19 protein-coding genes are annotated in these 14,403 nt (G+C 42.3%); 8 read left to right on the top strand and 11 right to left on the bottom strand.

The genetic code is table 11. The annotated features are described in order from the left end of the window. Positions 1 to 25: 25 nt before the first annotated feature. Entirely contained in the window at positions 26 to 1,048 is a 1,023-nt protein-coding gene (gene thiL / locus H6G86_RS00685) for a thiamine-phosphate kinase (protein WP_190932672.1), read from the bottom strand. Positions 1,049 to 1,138: 90 nt separating this feature from the next. On the opposite strand from thiL, the gene H6G86_RS00680 reads away from it, so the two are divergent. After that, positions 1,139 to 1,720 (top strand): Uma2 family endonuclease, encoded by a 582-nt coding sequence (locus H6G86_RS00680; protein WP_190932671.1) that lies wholly within the window; start codon positions 1,139 to 1,141, stop codon positions 1,718 to 1,720. 67 nt (positions 1,721 to 1,787) lie between these two features. Here the strand turns inward: H6G86_RS00680 and H6G86_RS00675 are convergent, their stop codons facing one another. Beyond that, positions 1,788 to 2,894 carry a peptidylprolyl isomerase gene (locus tag H6G86_RS00675; protein ID WP_163926989.1) on the bottom strand — a complete coding sequence of 369 codons (1,107 nt, stop codon included), beginning with the start codon at positions 2,892 to 2,894 and terminating at the stop codon, positions 1,788 to 1,790. Positions 2,895 to 3,137: 243 nt separating this feature from the next. Between H6G86_RS00675 and efp the strand changes: the two genes are divergently transcribed. From efp to H6G86_RS00660, 3 genes are all read left to right on the top strand, one after another. Continuing rightward, positions 3,138 to 3,695: an elongation factor P gene (gene efp / locus H6G86_RS00670; RefSeq protein WP_114083704.1), complete on the top strand. Its 558-nt coding sequence runs from the start codon at positions 3,138 to 3,140 to the stop codon at positions 3,693 to 3,695. A gap of 108 nt (positions 3,696 to 3,803) precedes the next feature. Then, the gene (gene accB / locus H6G86_RS00665; protein WP_114083703.1) at positions 3,804 to 4,361 is read left to right on the top strand and encodes an acetyl-CoA carboxylase biotin carboxyl carrier protein; all 558 of its coding nucleotides are present in this window, start codon (positions 3,804 to 3,806) and stop codon (positions 4,359 to 4,361) included. Between the two features lie 75 nt (positions 4,362 to 4,436). Continuing rightward, positions 4,437 to 4,784, top strand: coding sequence for an ArsR/SmtB family transcription factor (locus H6G86_RS00660; protein WP_012407243.1), 348 nt, complete (start codon positions 4,437 to 4,439; stop codon positions 4,782 to 4,784). An 85-nt stretch (positions 4,785 to 4,869) separates the two neighbouring features. Here H6G86_RS00660 and H6G86_RS00655 read toward each other — a convergent pair whose 3' ends face one another. After that, positions 4,870 to 5,481, bottom strand: coding sequence for a GerMN domain-containing protein (locus H6G86_RS00655; protein WP_190932670.1), 612 nt, complete (start codon positions 5,479 to 5,481; stop codon positions 4,870 to 4,872). 355 nt (positions 5,482 to 5,836) lie between these two features. After that, complete coding sequence (locus H6G86_RS00650; protein WP_190932669.1) at positions 5,837 to 7,651, bottom strand: proline--tRNA ligase; 1,815 nt, start codon at positions 7,649 to 7,651, stop codon at positions 5,837 to 5,839. Between the two features lie 150 nt (positions 7,652 to 7,801). On the opposite strand from H6G86_RS00650, the gene H6G86_RS00645 reads away from it, so the two are divergent. From H6G86_RS00645 to H6G86_RS00635, 3 genes are read left to right on the top strand one after another with little or no spacing between them, the layout of a single operon-like run. Continuing rightward, the gene (locus H6G86_RS00645) at positions 7,802 to 9,184 is read left to right on the top strand and encodes a lysophospholipid acyltransferase family protein (RefSeq protein ID WP_190932668.1); all 1,383 of its coding nucleotides are present in this window, start codon (positions 7,802 to 7,804) and stop codon (positions 9,182 to 9,184) included. Between the two features lie 22 nt (positions 9,185 to 9,206). Further along, positions 9,207 to 9,455, top strand: coding sequence for a FitA-like ribbon-helix-helix domain-containing protein (locus tag H6G86_RS00640; RefSeq protein ID WP_190932667.1), 249 nt, complete (start codon positions 9,207 to 9,209; stop codon positions 9,453 to 9,455). Then, complete coding sequence (locus H6G86_RS00635) at positions 9,452 to 9,880, top strand: type II toxin-antitoxin system VapC family toxin (protein WP_190932666.1); 429 nt, start codon at positions 9,452 to 9,454, stop codon at positions 9,878 to 9,880. Before H6G86_RS00640 ends, H6G86_RS00635 begins: the two co-directional genes overlap by 4 nt. 54 nt (positions 9,881 to 9,934) lie before the next feature. Here the strand turns inward: H6G86_RS00635 and H6G86_RS00630 are convergent, their stop codons facing one another. The 4 genes from H6G86_RS00630 to H6G86_RS00615 all read right to left on the bottom strand — a co-directional run bounded on the left by H6G86_RS00630 (position 9,935) and on the right by H6G86_RS00615 (position 12,515). Further along, positions 9,935 to 10,510, bottom strand: coding sequence for a Uma2 family endonuclease (locus tag H6G86_RS00630; RefSeq protein ID WP_190932665.1), 576 nt, complete (start codon positions 10,508 to 10,510; stop codon positions 9,935 to 9,937). A 51-nt stretch (positions 10,511 to 10,561) separates the two neighbouring features. Beyond that, entirely contained in the window at positions 10,562 to 10,801 is a 240-nt protein-coding gene (locus H6G86_RS00625) for a hypothetical protein (RefSeq protein WP_190932664.1), read from the bottom strand. A gap of 12 nt (positions 10,802 to 10,813) precedes the next feature. After that, on the bottom strand, positions 10,814 to 11,719 hold the full coding sequence (locus tag H6G86_RS00620; protein ID WP_190932663.1) for a PD-(D/E)XK nuclease family protein: 906 nt from the start codon (positions 11,717 to 11,719) through the stop codon (positions 10,814 to 10,816). A gap of 253 nt (positions 11,720 to 11,972) precedes the next feature. Then, complete coding sequence (locus H6G86_RS00615) at positions 11,973 to 12,515, bottom strand: (2Fe-2S) ferredoxin domain-containing protein (RefSeq protein ID WP_190932662.1); 543 nt, start codon at positions 12,513 to 12,515, stop codon at positions 11,973 to 11,975. On the opposite strand from H6G86_RS00615, the gene H6G86_RS00610 reads away from it, so the two are divergent. After that, positions 12,514 to 12,684, top strand: coding sequence for a hypothetical protein (locus H6G86_RS00610; protein WP_190932918.1), 171 nt, complete (start codon positions 12,514 to 12,516; stop codon positions 12,682 to 12,684). The two genes, H6G86_RS00615 and H6G86_RS00610, sit on opposite strands and share 2 nt — an antisense overlap. Here H6G86_RS00610 and nifT read toward each other — a convergent pair. Genes nifT through nifV form a run of 3 tightly spaced genes read right to left on the bottom strand, consistent with a single transcriptional unit; the run spans position 12,668 to position 14,253 of the window. Further along, complete coding sequence (gene nifT / locus H6G86_RS00605; protein WP_114083693.1) at positions 12,668 to 12,871, bottom strand: putative nitrogen fixation protein NifT; 204 nt, start codon at positions 12,869 to 12,871, stop codon at positions 12,668 to 12,670. The genes H6G86_RS00610 and nifT overlap by 17 nt on opposite strands. Continuing rightward, a complete protein-coding gene (locus tag H6G86_RS00600) occupies positions 12,846 to 13,133 on the bottom strand; it encodes a nitrogen fixation protein NifZ (protein ID WP_069070441.1) in 288 nt (95 codons plus the stop codon). The genes nifT and H6G86_RS00600 overlap by 26 nt, the downstream gene beginning before the upstream one ends. Then, positions 13,120 to 14,253: a homocitrate synthase gene (gene nifV, locus H6G86_RS00595; RefSeq protein WP_114083692.1), complete on the bottom strand. Its 1,134-nt coding sequence runs from the start codon at positions 14,251 to 14,253 to the stop codon at positions 13,120 to 13,122. The genes H6G86_RS00600 and nifV overlap by 14 nt, the downstream gene beginning before the upstream one ends. Positions 14,254 to 14,403: the final 150 nt, after the last annotated feature.

Genomic DNA, 14,403 nt, shown 5'->3' with positions numbered 1-14,403 from the left:
TTAGTTTTTCACAAATGACAAAGGACTATTGACTAAAATGCTGAAATCCCTGGCTAAGGCTCAGAACTTGGTCAGGGAATTTTTTTTGTTCGTCGTGCAATAGTACTGTTGATCCGGGTGTAATCTTGCCTACGATCGCAGCACCTTGACCAAGATGTTGTACTAAGGCTAATGCTGACTCTTGTGGCAAGCAAAGCACTAATTCAAAGTCTTCGCCACCGTATAGAGCATAAGCTAGCGCTTGCTCTTCTGTTAGCCAATGGTCAAAAGCTGCTGGCATGGAAATTTGTCTATGTTCTAGGACAGCGCCAACACCACTGGCGCGACAGATTTGGATAATTGCATCTGCCAAACCATCGCTGCTATCCATACCAGTTATGGGCATGGGGCATTGGGATGCTAAAATTTTCCAAAGGATTGGTAAGACATCTAATCGTGGTTGTGGACGTTGATGTGCGTGGATTAGAGCCGTGCGTTCTACATCTTTGAGGTTTTGTCCTAATTCGGGGTGTAAGAGCAGTTCTAAGCCAGCGTGGGAGGCTCCATGAACCCCTGTAACAACGATCGCATCTCCCACTACAGCAGCAGAACGACGGATAATTTGATTAGGGTTAACTTGACCAAAAGCGGTAATTGCCAAAGTCGTCACAGGCGATCGCACTACATCACCGCCAACAATTGGGGTATTGTATTTTTGCAAGCATTCTGTCATTCCTTGGTACAGTCGTTCTACCCAACTCACCCTAAGTTCACCGGGGAGTCCCAACCCAACGGTAATTCCCAATGGAGAAGCACCCATTGCTGCTAAATCTGATAAATTGGCAGCAGCAGCCCGCCAACCAGCATCTTCAGAGGAAGTGGTGAGGTTGCTAAAATGTACGCCATCAACCAGTACATCTGTAGTCACTACCAAAGATTTGCCTGGTGCAGTTTCAAGTACTGCGGCATCATCACCGATAATTTCTGGAGGACAGAAGCGCTGTAATCTTTCTAAAAGACCTTGTTCGCCAATATCTTTGACTTGTTGAGAAGATAAATCACTGTTCACAATCGGTTTTCCGTGTTGCAAAATTACTAAAGAAAACTGATGATTTGCTTTACTGTTTAATATAAAAATATCGTCTAGGGGTCACTTGGGATGGTAACAACACCAGTAACCAGCATCACGTTTGAGGAGTACTTAACTTATGATGATGGCAACGGTTTTCATTACGAATTGGTGGATGGCAAGCTAGGGCTAATGAACCCACCTACTATTGAACATTTCCTGATTGCCAAATTTATTGAGCAATTACTAGATGCAGAAATCAAACGTTGTAGCTCACCTTGGCTGTGTTTTCGAGAAAGTGGAGTGAGAACGGGGAGAAATAAATCTAGGTTGACTGATTTGTGTGTGGTGACGCTTGAGCAAGCCAGGGAATTGTTGAATGCCTCAGCAGTATTTCAGTCAGCGCCGTTACTAATTGTCGAGGTGGTCAGTCCAGAGTCAGTGAAACGGGATTATCGTCATAAGCGTTCTGAATATGCGGCTTTAGAGGTTCCTGAATATTGGATTGTAGACCCACTGGAAGTCAAAGTTTCAGTGTTACTACTGGAAGATGGATTTTACGAAGAAACAGTTTTTACTGGTACTCAGGAAATTGTATCACGGACTTTTCCAGAATTAGCAATTACAGTTGATCAAGTATTCACCGCCGGGAATCTAAATCAGGGGAGTTAGGAGAGACGCGATTAATCGCGTCTGTACAGGAGTTAGGAATTATTACCCCCTGTTCCCTACTTCCTTCTTATGCTGCTTGCGGTTCAACCAGATTTTCTATTCCTTGAACGACTTTTGCCGATTCAATTTTGTCACCCGCCTTCAGTTTATCCAAAACTTCTTTGCCTTCGGTGAGATAGCCAAAAACGGCATAACGACCATCTAATAGGTTGCGTCCGGCAGGGGTAAGTTCTGGTTCAAACAAAAAGAAGAAAAATTGTGATGAACCACCATTTACTTCACTTTCAGGGCGAGCCATCACCACTGCACCAAAAGCAGAAAAAGGTAGAACTGGCATATCAACATAACGACCAGCTTCTTCTAACGTAATACCATAAGTAGGTGCTTTATCACCCTGAACTAAAACTTCTAAGGGAATAGCGCGATATTCGCCCGTCTTGGGATCAATGAAACCTACATCTTTACCTGCGGGATCTCCAGTTTGCAGAAAGTAAGATTCTTCAGAACGGGTAAATTCTAAGCCATTGTAAAAACCCCTCTGCACTAAATCTACAAAATTACCAGCAGTAATAGGGGCGCTATAACCATCTACCACAACGGTCAAATCGCCTTTGTTAGTTTTAAATTCTACAGTAGCGCGACCTTTAAGTTGTGGCAGATTACTGTATTGGGCAGGCACTTCAAAGGGGAATTCTTTCACCATTGACTCTTCTATCTGAGTCACAAGATTTAGAAGTTTGCCTCTCTCTTGCAGAATTTGTTCTTTATCTTTGTTCTTCGCCAATTCTTCTAATTTACCCACCCCAGATTTCAACTCGGTAATCCAAGCTTCTGCTTGGGGTTGGCGTTCTGTGGGAACGCTTGTTAAGATTTGGGAGGGTTTATCGAGAATTCGGGATGCTTTGCTGATGTCTTTGGAAATAGCACCCCATCGCCGATTAGCCCGCAGTTGGGCAGAGATGTCCTCTAAACTGGCTTGTAGTTGCCGTACAGGTTTGTTATCTATCGGGAGTGCATACCGCAACAAAGCCTTGCCGTCGGTGATTGCGTTGCCGGCTGGCAGCGCGGCGCTACTGGAGGGAGTCCACCCAGCTGTAGTTATGCCTAAAAATATTGTTACCAGCAGTATTGCCATTAGGCTGTTCTTCAGCCAGGATTTTAATAAGTTAAGCATGGGATAACTCAAATGCAGCATTAAATTGTTGACTGGACGTAACCCATCAATAATCTTCCCACGTTAAGGGCGGAGGATAAATGACAAATACTTCGACAACTCTTGGAGACGCTATGCGTTAAGCGAAGCTTTTGCTTTAGCGATACGCTTAGTACAAATGACAAATGATAAATGACAAATGCCCAATGACGACTCTAGAAGGGTACAATAAATGCCGATTGTCTTCCAAAATTTGAAAGTTTCATGATCTCCAGTAACGACTTTCGACCCGGTGTTTCGATTGTATTAGATGGGTCTGTATGGCGAGTGCTTGAATTCCTGCACGTTAAGCCAGGCAAAGGTTCCGCCTTTGTCCGAACTAAGTTAAAAAATGTCCAAAGTGGGAGCGTGATGGAAAAAACGTTCCGAGCTGGGGAAACTGTGCCCCAAGCTACTCTAGAAAAAAGCACGATGCAGCATACCTATAAAGAGGGCGATGAGTTCGTCTTTATGGATATGGAAACCTACGAAGAAGGCAGATTGACCCGCGCACAAATTGGCGATCGCGTCAAATACCTGAAGGAAGGTATGGAAGCTGAAGTTATTAAGTGGGGCGACCAGGTGCTGGGAGTAGAATTGCCTAAATCTGTGGTTCTGGAAATTGTACAAACAGATCCAGGCTTAAAAGGTGACACTGCTACCGGTGGCTCAAAACCAGCAACTTTGGAAACCGGTGCAATTGTGATGGTTCCTTTGTTTATTTCCCAAGGAGAACGCATCAAAGTTGATACCCAGGAAGATAAGTATATCAGCAGGGAATAACTTTCATCTCTATGGAGATGCAAGTCCCGCTTGAAATCCCTACATAGGGATTTAATCCCTGCCACACTTAAGATGCTAATTTACGGATAGGTCGAGGTAATAAAAACTGTGCCATTGGACTTTAATGAAATCCGCCAACTATTGGCAACTATCGCACAAACAGATATTGCAGAAGTCACGCTCAAAAGCGATGATTTTGAACTAACAGTCCGTAAGGCTGTGAGCGTCAGCAATCAGATGTTGTCGGTAGGTCAAGCGACCTTCGGCGGTGTGGTAGGTTCTGGCCTGACATCGGGTTCATCTGGGGGAAACCAGGTGAACGCCAGTCAGGTAACGGAGGTGTCCACATCTCGCGTGTTTGAGAATACTGGTACTAGCACACAATTGCAGTTGTCAGTAAATGCTCCCTCAATCATTGATCAGAGATTAGTAGAAGTGCCTTCCCCAATGGTAGGAACGTTTTATCGCGCTCCTGCACCTGGGGAAGCGGCATTTGTGGAAGTTGGCGATCGCGTCCGCAAGGGCCAAACAGTCTGTATCATTGAAGCCATGAAGCTGATGAATGAAATCGAAGCCGAAGTCTCTGGACAGGTGATGGAAATTCTTCTCCAAAATGGTGACGCTGTAGAATATGGTCAACCTTTGATGCGAATTAACCCCGATTAAGTATTAATCTATATATCAAATGAGTCATCTGAAATGAGTCATCGTTAAAACTTCAGTCCTTGCGGGTTAATCCTGATGAAACAAACGTTGCCTTTACCGCCAGAAGTGGTGCAACAAGTAGCTGAATACTTCAGCCTGTTAAGTGAGCCGATGCGCTTGCGGCTGCTCCACTTATTACGGGATGAAGAAAAATGCGTGCAAGAGTTGGTAGAGGCAACACAGACTTCTCAGGCAAATGTGTCAAAACACCTGAAGGTAATGTGGCAAGCAGGTATCCTTAGCCGCCGCAGTGAAGGAACTTGCGCCTATTACCGGGTGGAAGATGAAATGATTTTTGATTTGTGTAATCGGGTTTGCGATCGCCTGGCCACAAGGTTAGAGGAGCAAGCCCGTAATTTTCGTGTGTTAAATAGCAAACGTTAGGTCAGTTGTCATTTGTCCTTTGTCATTTGTCCTTTGTCATTTGTCCTTTGCTAATGACCAATGACCAATAACCAATGACCAAGAACTAAAGCTGATAATTTTTCTCAAAGCTTTCACGAGTTAGTGGCTGTTGTAACTCTACGCCTTCACCACCTAAAACATCCAATGGTTTGCCGTTCACGTCAATGTAAACCTTGGCTTTAGGATTTAAACTTGTCGCAGTATAAACAACTTGTCCGACGCGACCCATCATTGATGTGCTACCACCACCACTGGTAAAATCTTCAGATAAATTAACGTGAACTTCGTCATTTTCTGATTTCAGTCCCAACAGCTTAGTTCCTTTGGGGATAGTTGTGGAATCTGTTCCTTCTGTCGGCCCTGCCAATAAACTTTGGAAAGCTGCTTCTAAAGGCTGGTTGGCTCGTATAGAAGCGACTTTAACTGGTTGGGGAACCAAAGCAACACTTTTGTCTTTTGGTCTGAGCCAATAAACATTAGGGGTTTGCTCGTTAGCTGGCTGCCTAGTTGATGGCTGTGCTGGTTGAGCGATGCGCCCAGAGGGATTTGACGGTGTGGGAGGATTGCTGGAGTGTGTAGTAAACCAAGCCACACCGCCACCCACCGCTACAACCACTGCTGAAACGGCTGCAATTGCGCCTGAAGAAATGCGATTAGATCCTTGTTGGTCTTTCATGTTCAAAACCTTCCTAACTGAGGGCTGATATGGTAGTTATGTGAGGAGCAGCCTGGTTAAAGACGATACTTACAAGTAGAGAGTTTCCCGAAACCTGGAGGAGACTTTATGCCTCAAAAGGCGATTATTTTTAATTCTGTAAGTCCCTTTTTCAATTTTAGAATTTATATTTCTAATCCGTCACCTACCAAATTATGTAAATCTCATTCTTTTTGGAGATGATTGAAGATTAAATTTACAAAGCAGAGGAACGCAAAGTCAAGTATTTATTCCTCTGCGTCCCTACCCTGCGGCAAGGCGTACCACTTCGTGGAAGCAAGCTACGCGTAGCGTCTCGTAGAGAAGCGCCTATAGTTTAATTTTTTACCTCAATTGCGGCGGTAATCCATTGTTGGAGTGTAGTGGTAACTTCATCAATGACAATTTCTTGAGATTTACGGGTGGCTCTTTCTACGACTTCGACTTTGCCATTAGCGATCGCGCGTCCGGTTACAATTCTGTAAGGTATGCCAATCAAGTCCGCATCTTTAAATTTCACTCCCGCCCTTTCGTCGCGGTCATCTAGTAAGGTTTCAATTCCCGCTTGATTGAGTTCTGTGTAAAGTTTTTGGGCGATTTCGACTTGTTGAGCATCTTTAATGTTTGGAATTGTGATGATCGCGTGGTAGGGTGCGATCGCAACTGGCCAAATAATCCCATCTTTATCATAAGATTGCTCTACGGCAGCTTGGGCTAACCGCGACACGCCCACACCAAAACAACCCATAAATAGCGGCTTTTCTTCACCCTGTTCACTGGTATAAGTTGCTCCCATCGCTTGGGAATATTTAGTGCCTAATTGGAAAATGTGACCTGCTTCGATTCCACGGGCGCTTTGTAAGGTTTGTTCTGGGTTATGGATGGCGCGATCGCCTGGTCTGGATTTACGAATATCTACTATTCGCTCTGGTAACTTAAATTGCTCACCCCAATTAGCACCAACTACGTGATAACCAGCTTCATTCGCACCTGTAACAAAGTTTTTTAAATCAACGGCTGTTTGATCCACCAAGCGCAAAAACTTGGGATGGATCTGTTTATTAGCAGCAATATACTCATCTGTGATATCAGGCGCAATGTAGCCTAAAGGCAGAGATTTAGCTGTCCATGTTTGCTGGGCTTCTACATTTGGTACATTCAAACTAATAATAGTTTTAGCGCCATATTCAGAAGCTAATTTAGTCAATTCATTTTGCAATTTGACTTCATTAACTTCCTGATCGCCTCGAATGTTCACCAGAACTAACACTGTTGTGCCATTATCATAAACTGTCTGATAAAGGACATTTTTCACCAATTGAGTAGGAGAACAGTTGAGGAGTTGACACACCTTTTCAATCGTTTCTGTTCCAGGTGTATCGCGTTTCTCATAAGTTGTAAACCGTGAGGTTTCGGCTTCAATTGGTAAAGAAACAGCCTTTTCTACGTTAGCGGCGTATTTACCATCCTCAGTGTAGAGAACTTCGTCTTCACCAGCTTCCGCCAAAATCATAAATTCTGTGGAACCAGAACCGCCAATTGCACCAGAATCAGCTTCCACTGCCCGAAAAGCTAAACCAGAACGCCGTAGGATATTGCTGTACGCTTTATACATATCCTGGTACGTTTCCTTGAGGCTGGCTTCATCGGTATGGAAGGAGTAGCCGTCCTTCATGATAAATTCCCGTCCGCGCATCAAACCAAAGCGGGGACGAATTTCATCGCGGAATTTGGTTTGAATTTGGTAGAGGTGTAGGGGTAACTGGCGATAAGAACGAATCATATCACGAGCGATCGCTGTGATTACTTCCTCATGAGTGGGGCCTAATCCTAATTGTTGCTCGCGGCGGTCAATTAGGGAAAACATGATTCCCTCAGCTTTGGTGTAAGTGTCCCAGCGTCCCGATTCTTTCCATAAATCAGCAGGTTGTAATTGCGGTAGGAGACATTCTTGTGCGCCTGTAGCGTTCATTTCTTCTCGCACAATCTGGGAAACTTTTTGCAGTACCCGCCACATTAACGGCAAATAAGCATAAAGACCACTACCGATGCGACGAATGTAGCCTGCACGGAGTAATAATTTATGGCTAGGAATCTCAGCATCAGCTGGATCGTCCCGGAGTGTAACGAATAACATTTGTGACAGTCGCATCGTTTATAGCCTTTCTTTGATCGCTAATTTCTATGTCAACTAAAGTATGAAGTATTAAGGATGAAGTACAAAGTACACAGCGTTATTTATTTTTCATTTTTACTTATAGCCTTCCGCCTTTTTTGATCGCAACTTTAGGAGAAAACTACTTTGGCAGATGTAATTTATCAAGCACAGCCACCCTTAGAATTTATTCCTCCGGCGTTTAACCCCTTATTTCTACGATTTGTCCATCTGTTGCTACCCAGTTGGATAAACTGGCAAACACCTATTACCCAAATTGAAGCAGACAACGTAGAGGTGCTGGTGGATCTCTATCGCCAGTTTCAGGAGGGTAAGATCCGTTTTATGCTGGCATTTCGCCATCCGAAAACAGACGATCCGTTTTGTTTGGCTTACTTGTTATCTCAACTTGTACCAAAGATAGCGCGATCGCAAGGTACAACACTACAACATCCCATTCACGCTCATTTTATCTACGATCGCGGCATTCCTCTATGGGCAGGTTCCCACGTCGGTTGGATTGCTTCTCGTTTAGGTGGGACTCCGATTCAGCGAGGTAAAGCTGACTGGACGGGGTTACGTTCGGCGCGTGACTTGTTTGCCAATGGGAAATTCCCAATGGCGGCTGCGCCAGAGGGTGCAACCAATGGCTTATCGGAGAATATCAGCCCGCTAGAACCTGGTATTGCCCAATTAGGCTTTTGGTGTGCTGAAGACTTGCACAAAGCTGAACGCCCCGAACAGGTTCTAATTGTACCAGTTGGGATTAAATATAGTTACGTTGATGCTCCTTGGGGTGCGATCGCTAATCTTTTAAGTGAAATGGAAGCGGCTAGTGGTTTACCTGTGAATTCAGCAGAAAATGCTTCTATAGAGTCGCTTTATCCCCGGTTGTTGGCTTTGGCAGAACATTTACTTTTGCTCATGGAAGAATTTTACACCCGGTTTTATCATCAGAAACTGCCAGATCCCAAGATTGTCAACGGGCAAATTCCAGATAGAAATGAAGCATTAGCAGTTCGTTTACAAGCGTTGTTAAATGCAGCCCTGTTAATCTCAGAACAGTATTTTAATTTGCAGTCAAAAGGTAGTTTGAGCGATCGTTGTCGGCGAGTAGAACAAGCAGGTTGGAATTATATATTTAGAGAAGAATTTAAGGATGTCAAAGGAGTATCTGCTGTTGAAAGAGCTTTAGGCGATCGCGTTGCTGAAGAAGCGAATGCACGGATGTGGCACATGCGTTTAGTAGAAAGTTTTGTGGCAGTTTCTGGTAATTATATTCGGGAAAATCCAACAGTAGAAAGGTTCGCTGAGACGACTTTAATTTTATGGCAGATGACTGCTAAAATAAAAGGTAATAAAACTGTGCAGCGTCCGCAATTGGGTAAGCAAAAAGTAAAAATTACCGTGGGTAAACCTATATCTATTTCTGAGCATTACCCAGCGTATAAGGAAAATCGGTTGGGTGCTAGACAAGCGGTTGCTGATGTGACAAATGATTTGCAACACGAATTAGAAGGATTAATTTGAAAAATAAGATGAGGAATTAATTATGAACAATATAACCATATCTAACCTTGATGATGACATCAATTATCGTCTACAAAAACGAGCCGAAAAACATGGCCGTTCTCTCGAAGAAGAAGCCAGAGAAATTCTTCGTATGGCTCTAATAGAAAATCACGAACACTCCTTAAACTTAGCTAATATGATTGAGCAGCGTTTTGCGAATTTGGGAGACTTTGAATTACCAGAAATTCCTAGAGAACCTATTCGCACTGTATCAACATTTGAAGAATGATTATTATTGATACAAACGTTTTGTCCGAATTAATGAAGCCTAAAAAATCTGAAATAGTTCGTAGTTGGGCTGCTCAACAATCGTTAATGAGTCTGTTTACCACAACAATCACTCAAGCAGAAATTCTCTACGGTATCGCCTTACTCTCTGCGGGAAAACGGCGGGAAGAACTTAGTCAAGCAGCACATCTGATGTTCTCAGAAGATTTTGCTGGGCGTGTTCTTCCTTTTGATCAAGCTGCTGCTGTAGCTTTTGCTAATATTGCGTCTCAAAGAAAACACAATGGTACTCCTATTTCCCAAGCCGATGCTCAGATTGCAGCTATTTGTTACACTCATGCAGCAACCATAGCAACACGCAATTTCTCTGACTTTGAAGGGTGTGGTATTTCTATTATTAATCCTTGGGAAGTCTCCAGCAGATAGAAGCTATACCCGTATACCCACGGTGGCTTGTCATTAGACACCACCTCTCATATATTAACCTGGAAATACTTTAGATAAATCGAGAACTAAATCAGGAAAATATGGCAGACTAACTGATTCATTTTGTAGAAAAATTAACTTGCGGCGATAACCATATTTACCTTGTAAATCTTTATAAGGTTCGCTGTAAGATTCTAGGTAGTTATCTACTAAATTAAATATCCAATAGTCGGAAATACCAGCTTCTGCATAAACAGATAATTTTACATCTTGGTCATATTTCAAAGTGGAATTAGAAATTTCAATTACCAACAATACATCAGGTGGGCTAGGATGAGCTTCTAAATAGTCATCAGGACGATTTCGCACAATGACTAGATCGGGTTCTGGTTCGCTGTCATCAGGTATAATAATTGGTTCTTGTCCTCGAAGAACCGCCTCTTCTAGAACCAGCTTGAACAACTCCCGATATAAGCGGGTGCTGCAAACAGAGTGCGGTGTACCTTTTGCTGCCATCTGGATTATTTCACCCTTAATTAGCTCAACTCGGTCATTCTCCTCAAAGAAGCCGAGTTCAGCTAGACGGTGATATTCAGCTATAGTAAAGCGTTTAGCAGTGGTAAGGCTCATAACAACTACGAGAATGCAGAGTTATTTTTATCTTAATATAGCTGTAGCTGATTAAACTTCTACGATAGAGGATGATGAGGTGTTTGGGTCTTCTTCTTTATCAGCTTCTGTAACTGTTTCTATACTTACACCCTTCCAGGGAAAGTCAAAATATTGTTCTTGAACCGTTTTTAACTCCTTAATTGACTCTTGGAAAAATAATTTAATAGCAGATATCTGGTCTTTTTCAGATAAAAATTCTTGTAGACTTTTTCGATAAAATATAGCTGAACATGCTGGCAAAATTGTCAAATCAGCAGGAGTCTATATATTGGGTTTATCGTTAATTATTTTCTGCATAGATTCAATAATTTTTGGGCGTTCTCCAAACCTAGCAGAAACCTCCAAAAATATACCTAAATATGGATATTCTGTTAAAGTATCTGAATTGAAATTAAAGTATCCAAGACCACACCAAAGATTATCGCCTGAAAATTTAGTATAGATAATATATCTACTGTACGATCTCCATTGAGTCATACTTGCTGCACCGTTGATAACACCTCCAAAAGCTAGCTTGAATTCGCGTTGTACTTCTTCACCGAGAGTTGATTCCATGAGATTGAGAGTTTTGTTGTAATTCACCATTGTCAATAAGTCAACCGGTGAAAATTGATTAGTGTGAGACATGCCATTTTTCCTCATGAAAATTAATATTTCTTGGGCTAAGATATCAGTCGAGTATTGTTGTAAGCGGGCATAAAATTGATGCCACCTCAATTGATAAAAATTTACTTTTGGCTCTAAGTTAAATGCTGGAGTTTTGATTTCATCTTTTGGATCATAATCACGGGTGATGTAAATTAAAATTCGATGTCTGACATTTGGTAAATTACTCAAAATCTCAGCATATTTTTTTAAAGCATTATTTCCATCCTTCGCGCCAATTTTTGATTCAATAAATATTACATCTGTGCTTAAATCATTTGACAGTTCAACCACAATATCAAGCCTGCTATCCTCTGTATGGCTTTCAAGTCCTTTGTGTTCTTGTTGGGTTGAAATCTTGATGCTGGAATAATTATTATCACTAATGATTGAGTAATGCTTTAGCCAACCAAGCAAGATATCATTATTCAGTGACAAAAAATAAGCAATAATCTCAGTAAAAAAATCTTCAAGCGGCTTTCTTCCTGAATGTAGGTTCAGTAAATTGCTAAACAAAGACATTGATTTTTAGCTATTTAAGATATTTGTGGAAAATGTATACACAATAACTAGAGTTGTAGTCCAGCTTGAACAAGACTACTGAAAATTTTTATAAGTTATGTTTGTATTCAGTATTGCTAAGGTTGCAGCAGTTATAACTTAGCCGATCGCAGTTTGCCAAGGGTGCTACACAAACGATACTTACAACAAATAGAGGTAAAATTTTTACCCCTACAAAGTTATGTATTATTTTAAGAATAGCTAGAGAAGATTATTACTCTGTTAAGTGACTTTCTAGCAAAGATGCGATCGCTTCAGGGTGAATATTCTTGTATTTCTTTTTACCAAGGTGTAAAACACAGTTGGGAGCGCTGCTACAGCATTTTTGGCAACTAGTATGTTCAATGGTAACTTTGTCTAACAAACCGCGATCGCACAAAGTTTTTTCTAATTCTGATAATAACCCTTTACCACCACGTTTCAGGCAACCGCCCTTTTGACATACCATAATCCTCGCTTTGCTTTGAGGTGGTAAATCTTGCTTTGGACATCCATCAATTGGTGTCACCCGATAAGCTTTAATTTTAATTTTACTTGTGCGCGAGTCTATCTTACTATGGCCACAAACGCGAAGTTGCTGACCAGGAACTAAAGATGAACTTAGTAATCGGCGCAACTCTTTAGGCAGTTTAATTTCCACATTTCCAGATGGAACTGCCAATTGCATATATTTATATTTTCCTGGTTCACCACCAACAAAACCTAGTAACTGTCCCTCAAGGTTTAATTCTGATAACGTCAAATACTTGTCACCCATGATTGATAAAAAGTTATTGGGGATTGGGGATTGGGGATTGGGAATTGGGAATTGGGAATTGGGAATTGAGAATTGGGAATTAGGAATTGGGAATTGGGAAAATATTCCTAAATATTTATTTCCCAGTACCCAGTCCCCAATCCCCAGAACCCTTACGCGAGGCGTTTAGCTTCTACTGTTTGAGGTAAATTTGCTGTATCTGGCAAATCACGAAATTCTAATTCCCAACCATTTGCTAGGGTGAGAATCTTGCCATCATTTCCATCGGTTTGTTTGACGACTTCTTCTTCAAGGTCTTTTTTAGCAACGTAAACTACTAAAGTGCCGGCATCATTCATCCGTAGCATTACTTTCATGAGATTCCTCAACCGATTCTAGTTCTTTTTTCTTGCAGCCGACGACAAACCCTGTTTCTAAGAAATGCACAGCATATATATAGGAAGTCTGCAAATATGTGCCTATACTCGCTATGTAACCGATATCTCCCTTGTTAACTAAAACTTGGCCGACTTCCTTACCGGGAAAGGTACCATCGTTTTTTAGCAGTTTACGAACTCTGACTTTTTCACCAATTTCAAAAGCAGGTGGCAAGTTTAGTTCTAATTCATCGCGTTGCATGAGAGTACCTCTGTTCTCTGACCAAATTCAACAATTCTTCTGTCGTCAAACTGCGTTTTTTCTGTACCGATTGATGGCGCACTGCATCTAAAACAGATTGGGTTTCTTGAGAGTTCAAGAAAATTCCATGCTGTTCTAGCAAGTTAGCAACTAAATGCCGTCCAGAATGTTTGCCTAATACTAAACGCCGCTCCCAGCCCACCTCTTCAGGAGCAAATGGTTCGTAGGTAATGGGGTTTTGCAATACCCCGTGAGCATGGATGCCAGATTCGTGAGCAAAGGTGTTTTCGCCAACGATCGCTTTCCAAGGTGGTACGCTAGCTCCTGATGCGGCTGCAACTAGTTGAGACAGTTCCAGCAAACTGGGTGTGTCGATGCCTAAATCAACGCCGTAGATGCGTTTAATTGCCATAACAACTTCTTCTAAAGCTGCATTTCCCGCCCTTTCACCTAATCCGTTGACTGTGGTATTCACAGATAAGGCTCCGGCTTTGATACCCGCTAGGGCGTTGGCTGTTGCCAGACCAAAATCATTGTGGGTGTGGATTTCTAGGGGAATCATCAAAGCTGAAACCAGCCGTTTAACCTTGGTGTAGGTGGTGAAAGGGTCGAGAACTCCTACGGTGTCGCAGAAGCGGAACCGGGATGCACCCCATTCTTGGGCATAAAGCGCTACATCTAAAAGGAAGTTTTCATCAGCTCTGGAAGAATCTTCTCCGCCGACTGCTACCCAAAGACCTTGATCGACGGCGAAGCTGATACAGTCTTTGAGCTTTTGCAAACTTACTCGCCATTGACCGTGGAATTTAGCGGCGATTTGGATACCAGAGACGGGAATAGCGATATGCACCCGGTTCATACCGCAAGCAATAGAAGCCTTAATATCTGAGATGACGGCGCGGTTCCAGCCGAGGAGTTTTGCTTGTAAACCTAAATCAGAAATTGCAGCGATCGCCCGGGTTTCTTCATCACCCATTGCCGGTATACCGACTTCTAATTCGGGAATACCAATGGCATCGAGAAATTTAGCGATCGCAACCTTCTCTTCTAGGGTAAAAGCAACACCTGCCGCTTGTTCACCATCACGTAGTGTAGTGTCATTAATTATGATTTGATTCATTGCAAATATCCCTCTCTTGGAAGTATTCTTAATATCCTTTCTCTCTACAATCCCCAGCGATGGCAAATGCTAAAAATATCACAATTCATAATGTAGGATACATGATCCTTAATTATTGACCTATTAGCAGCATCACATCTGTATGACAGG

This window comes from Nostoc sp. FACHB-133 (genome assembly GCF_014698055.1).
Lineage (GTDB): Bacteria > Cyanobacteriota > Cyanobacteriia > Cyanobacteriales > Nostocaceae > Nostoc.
The sequence above is the reverse complement of the archived record's forward strand: the minus strand, read 5'-3'. Positions and strand labels throughout refer to the sequence as shown.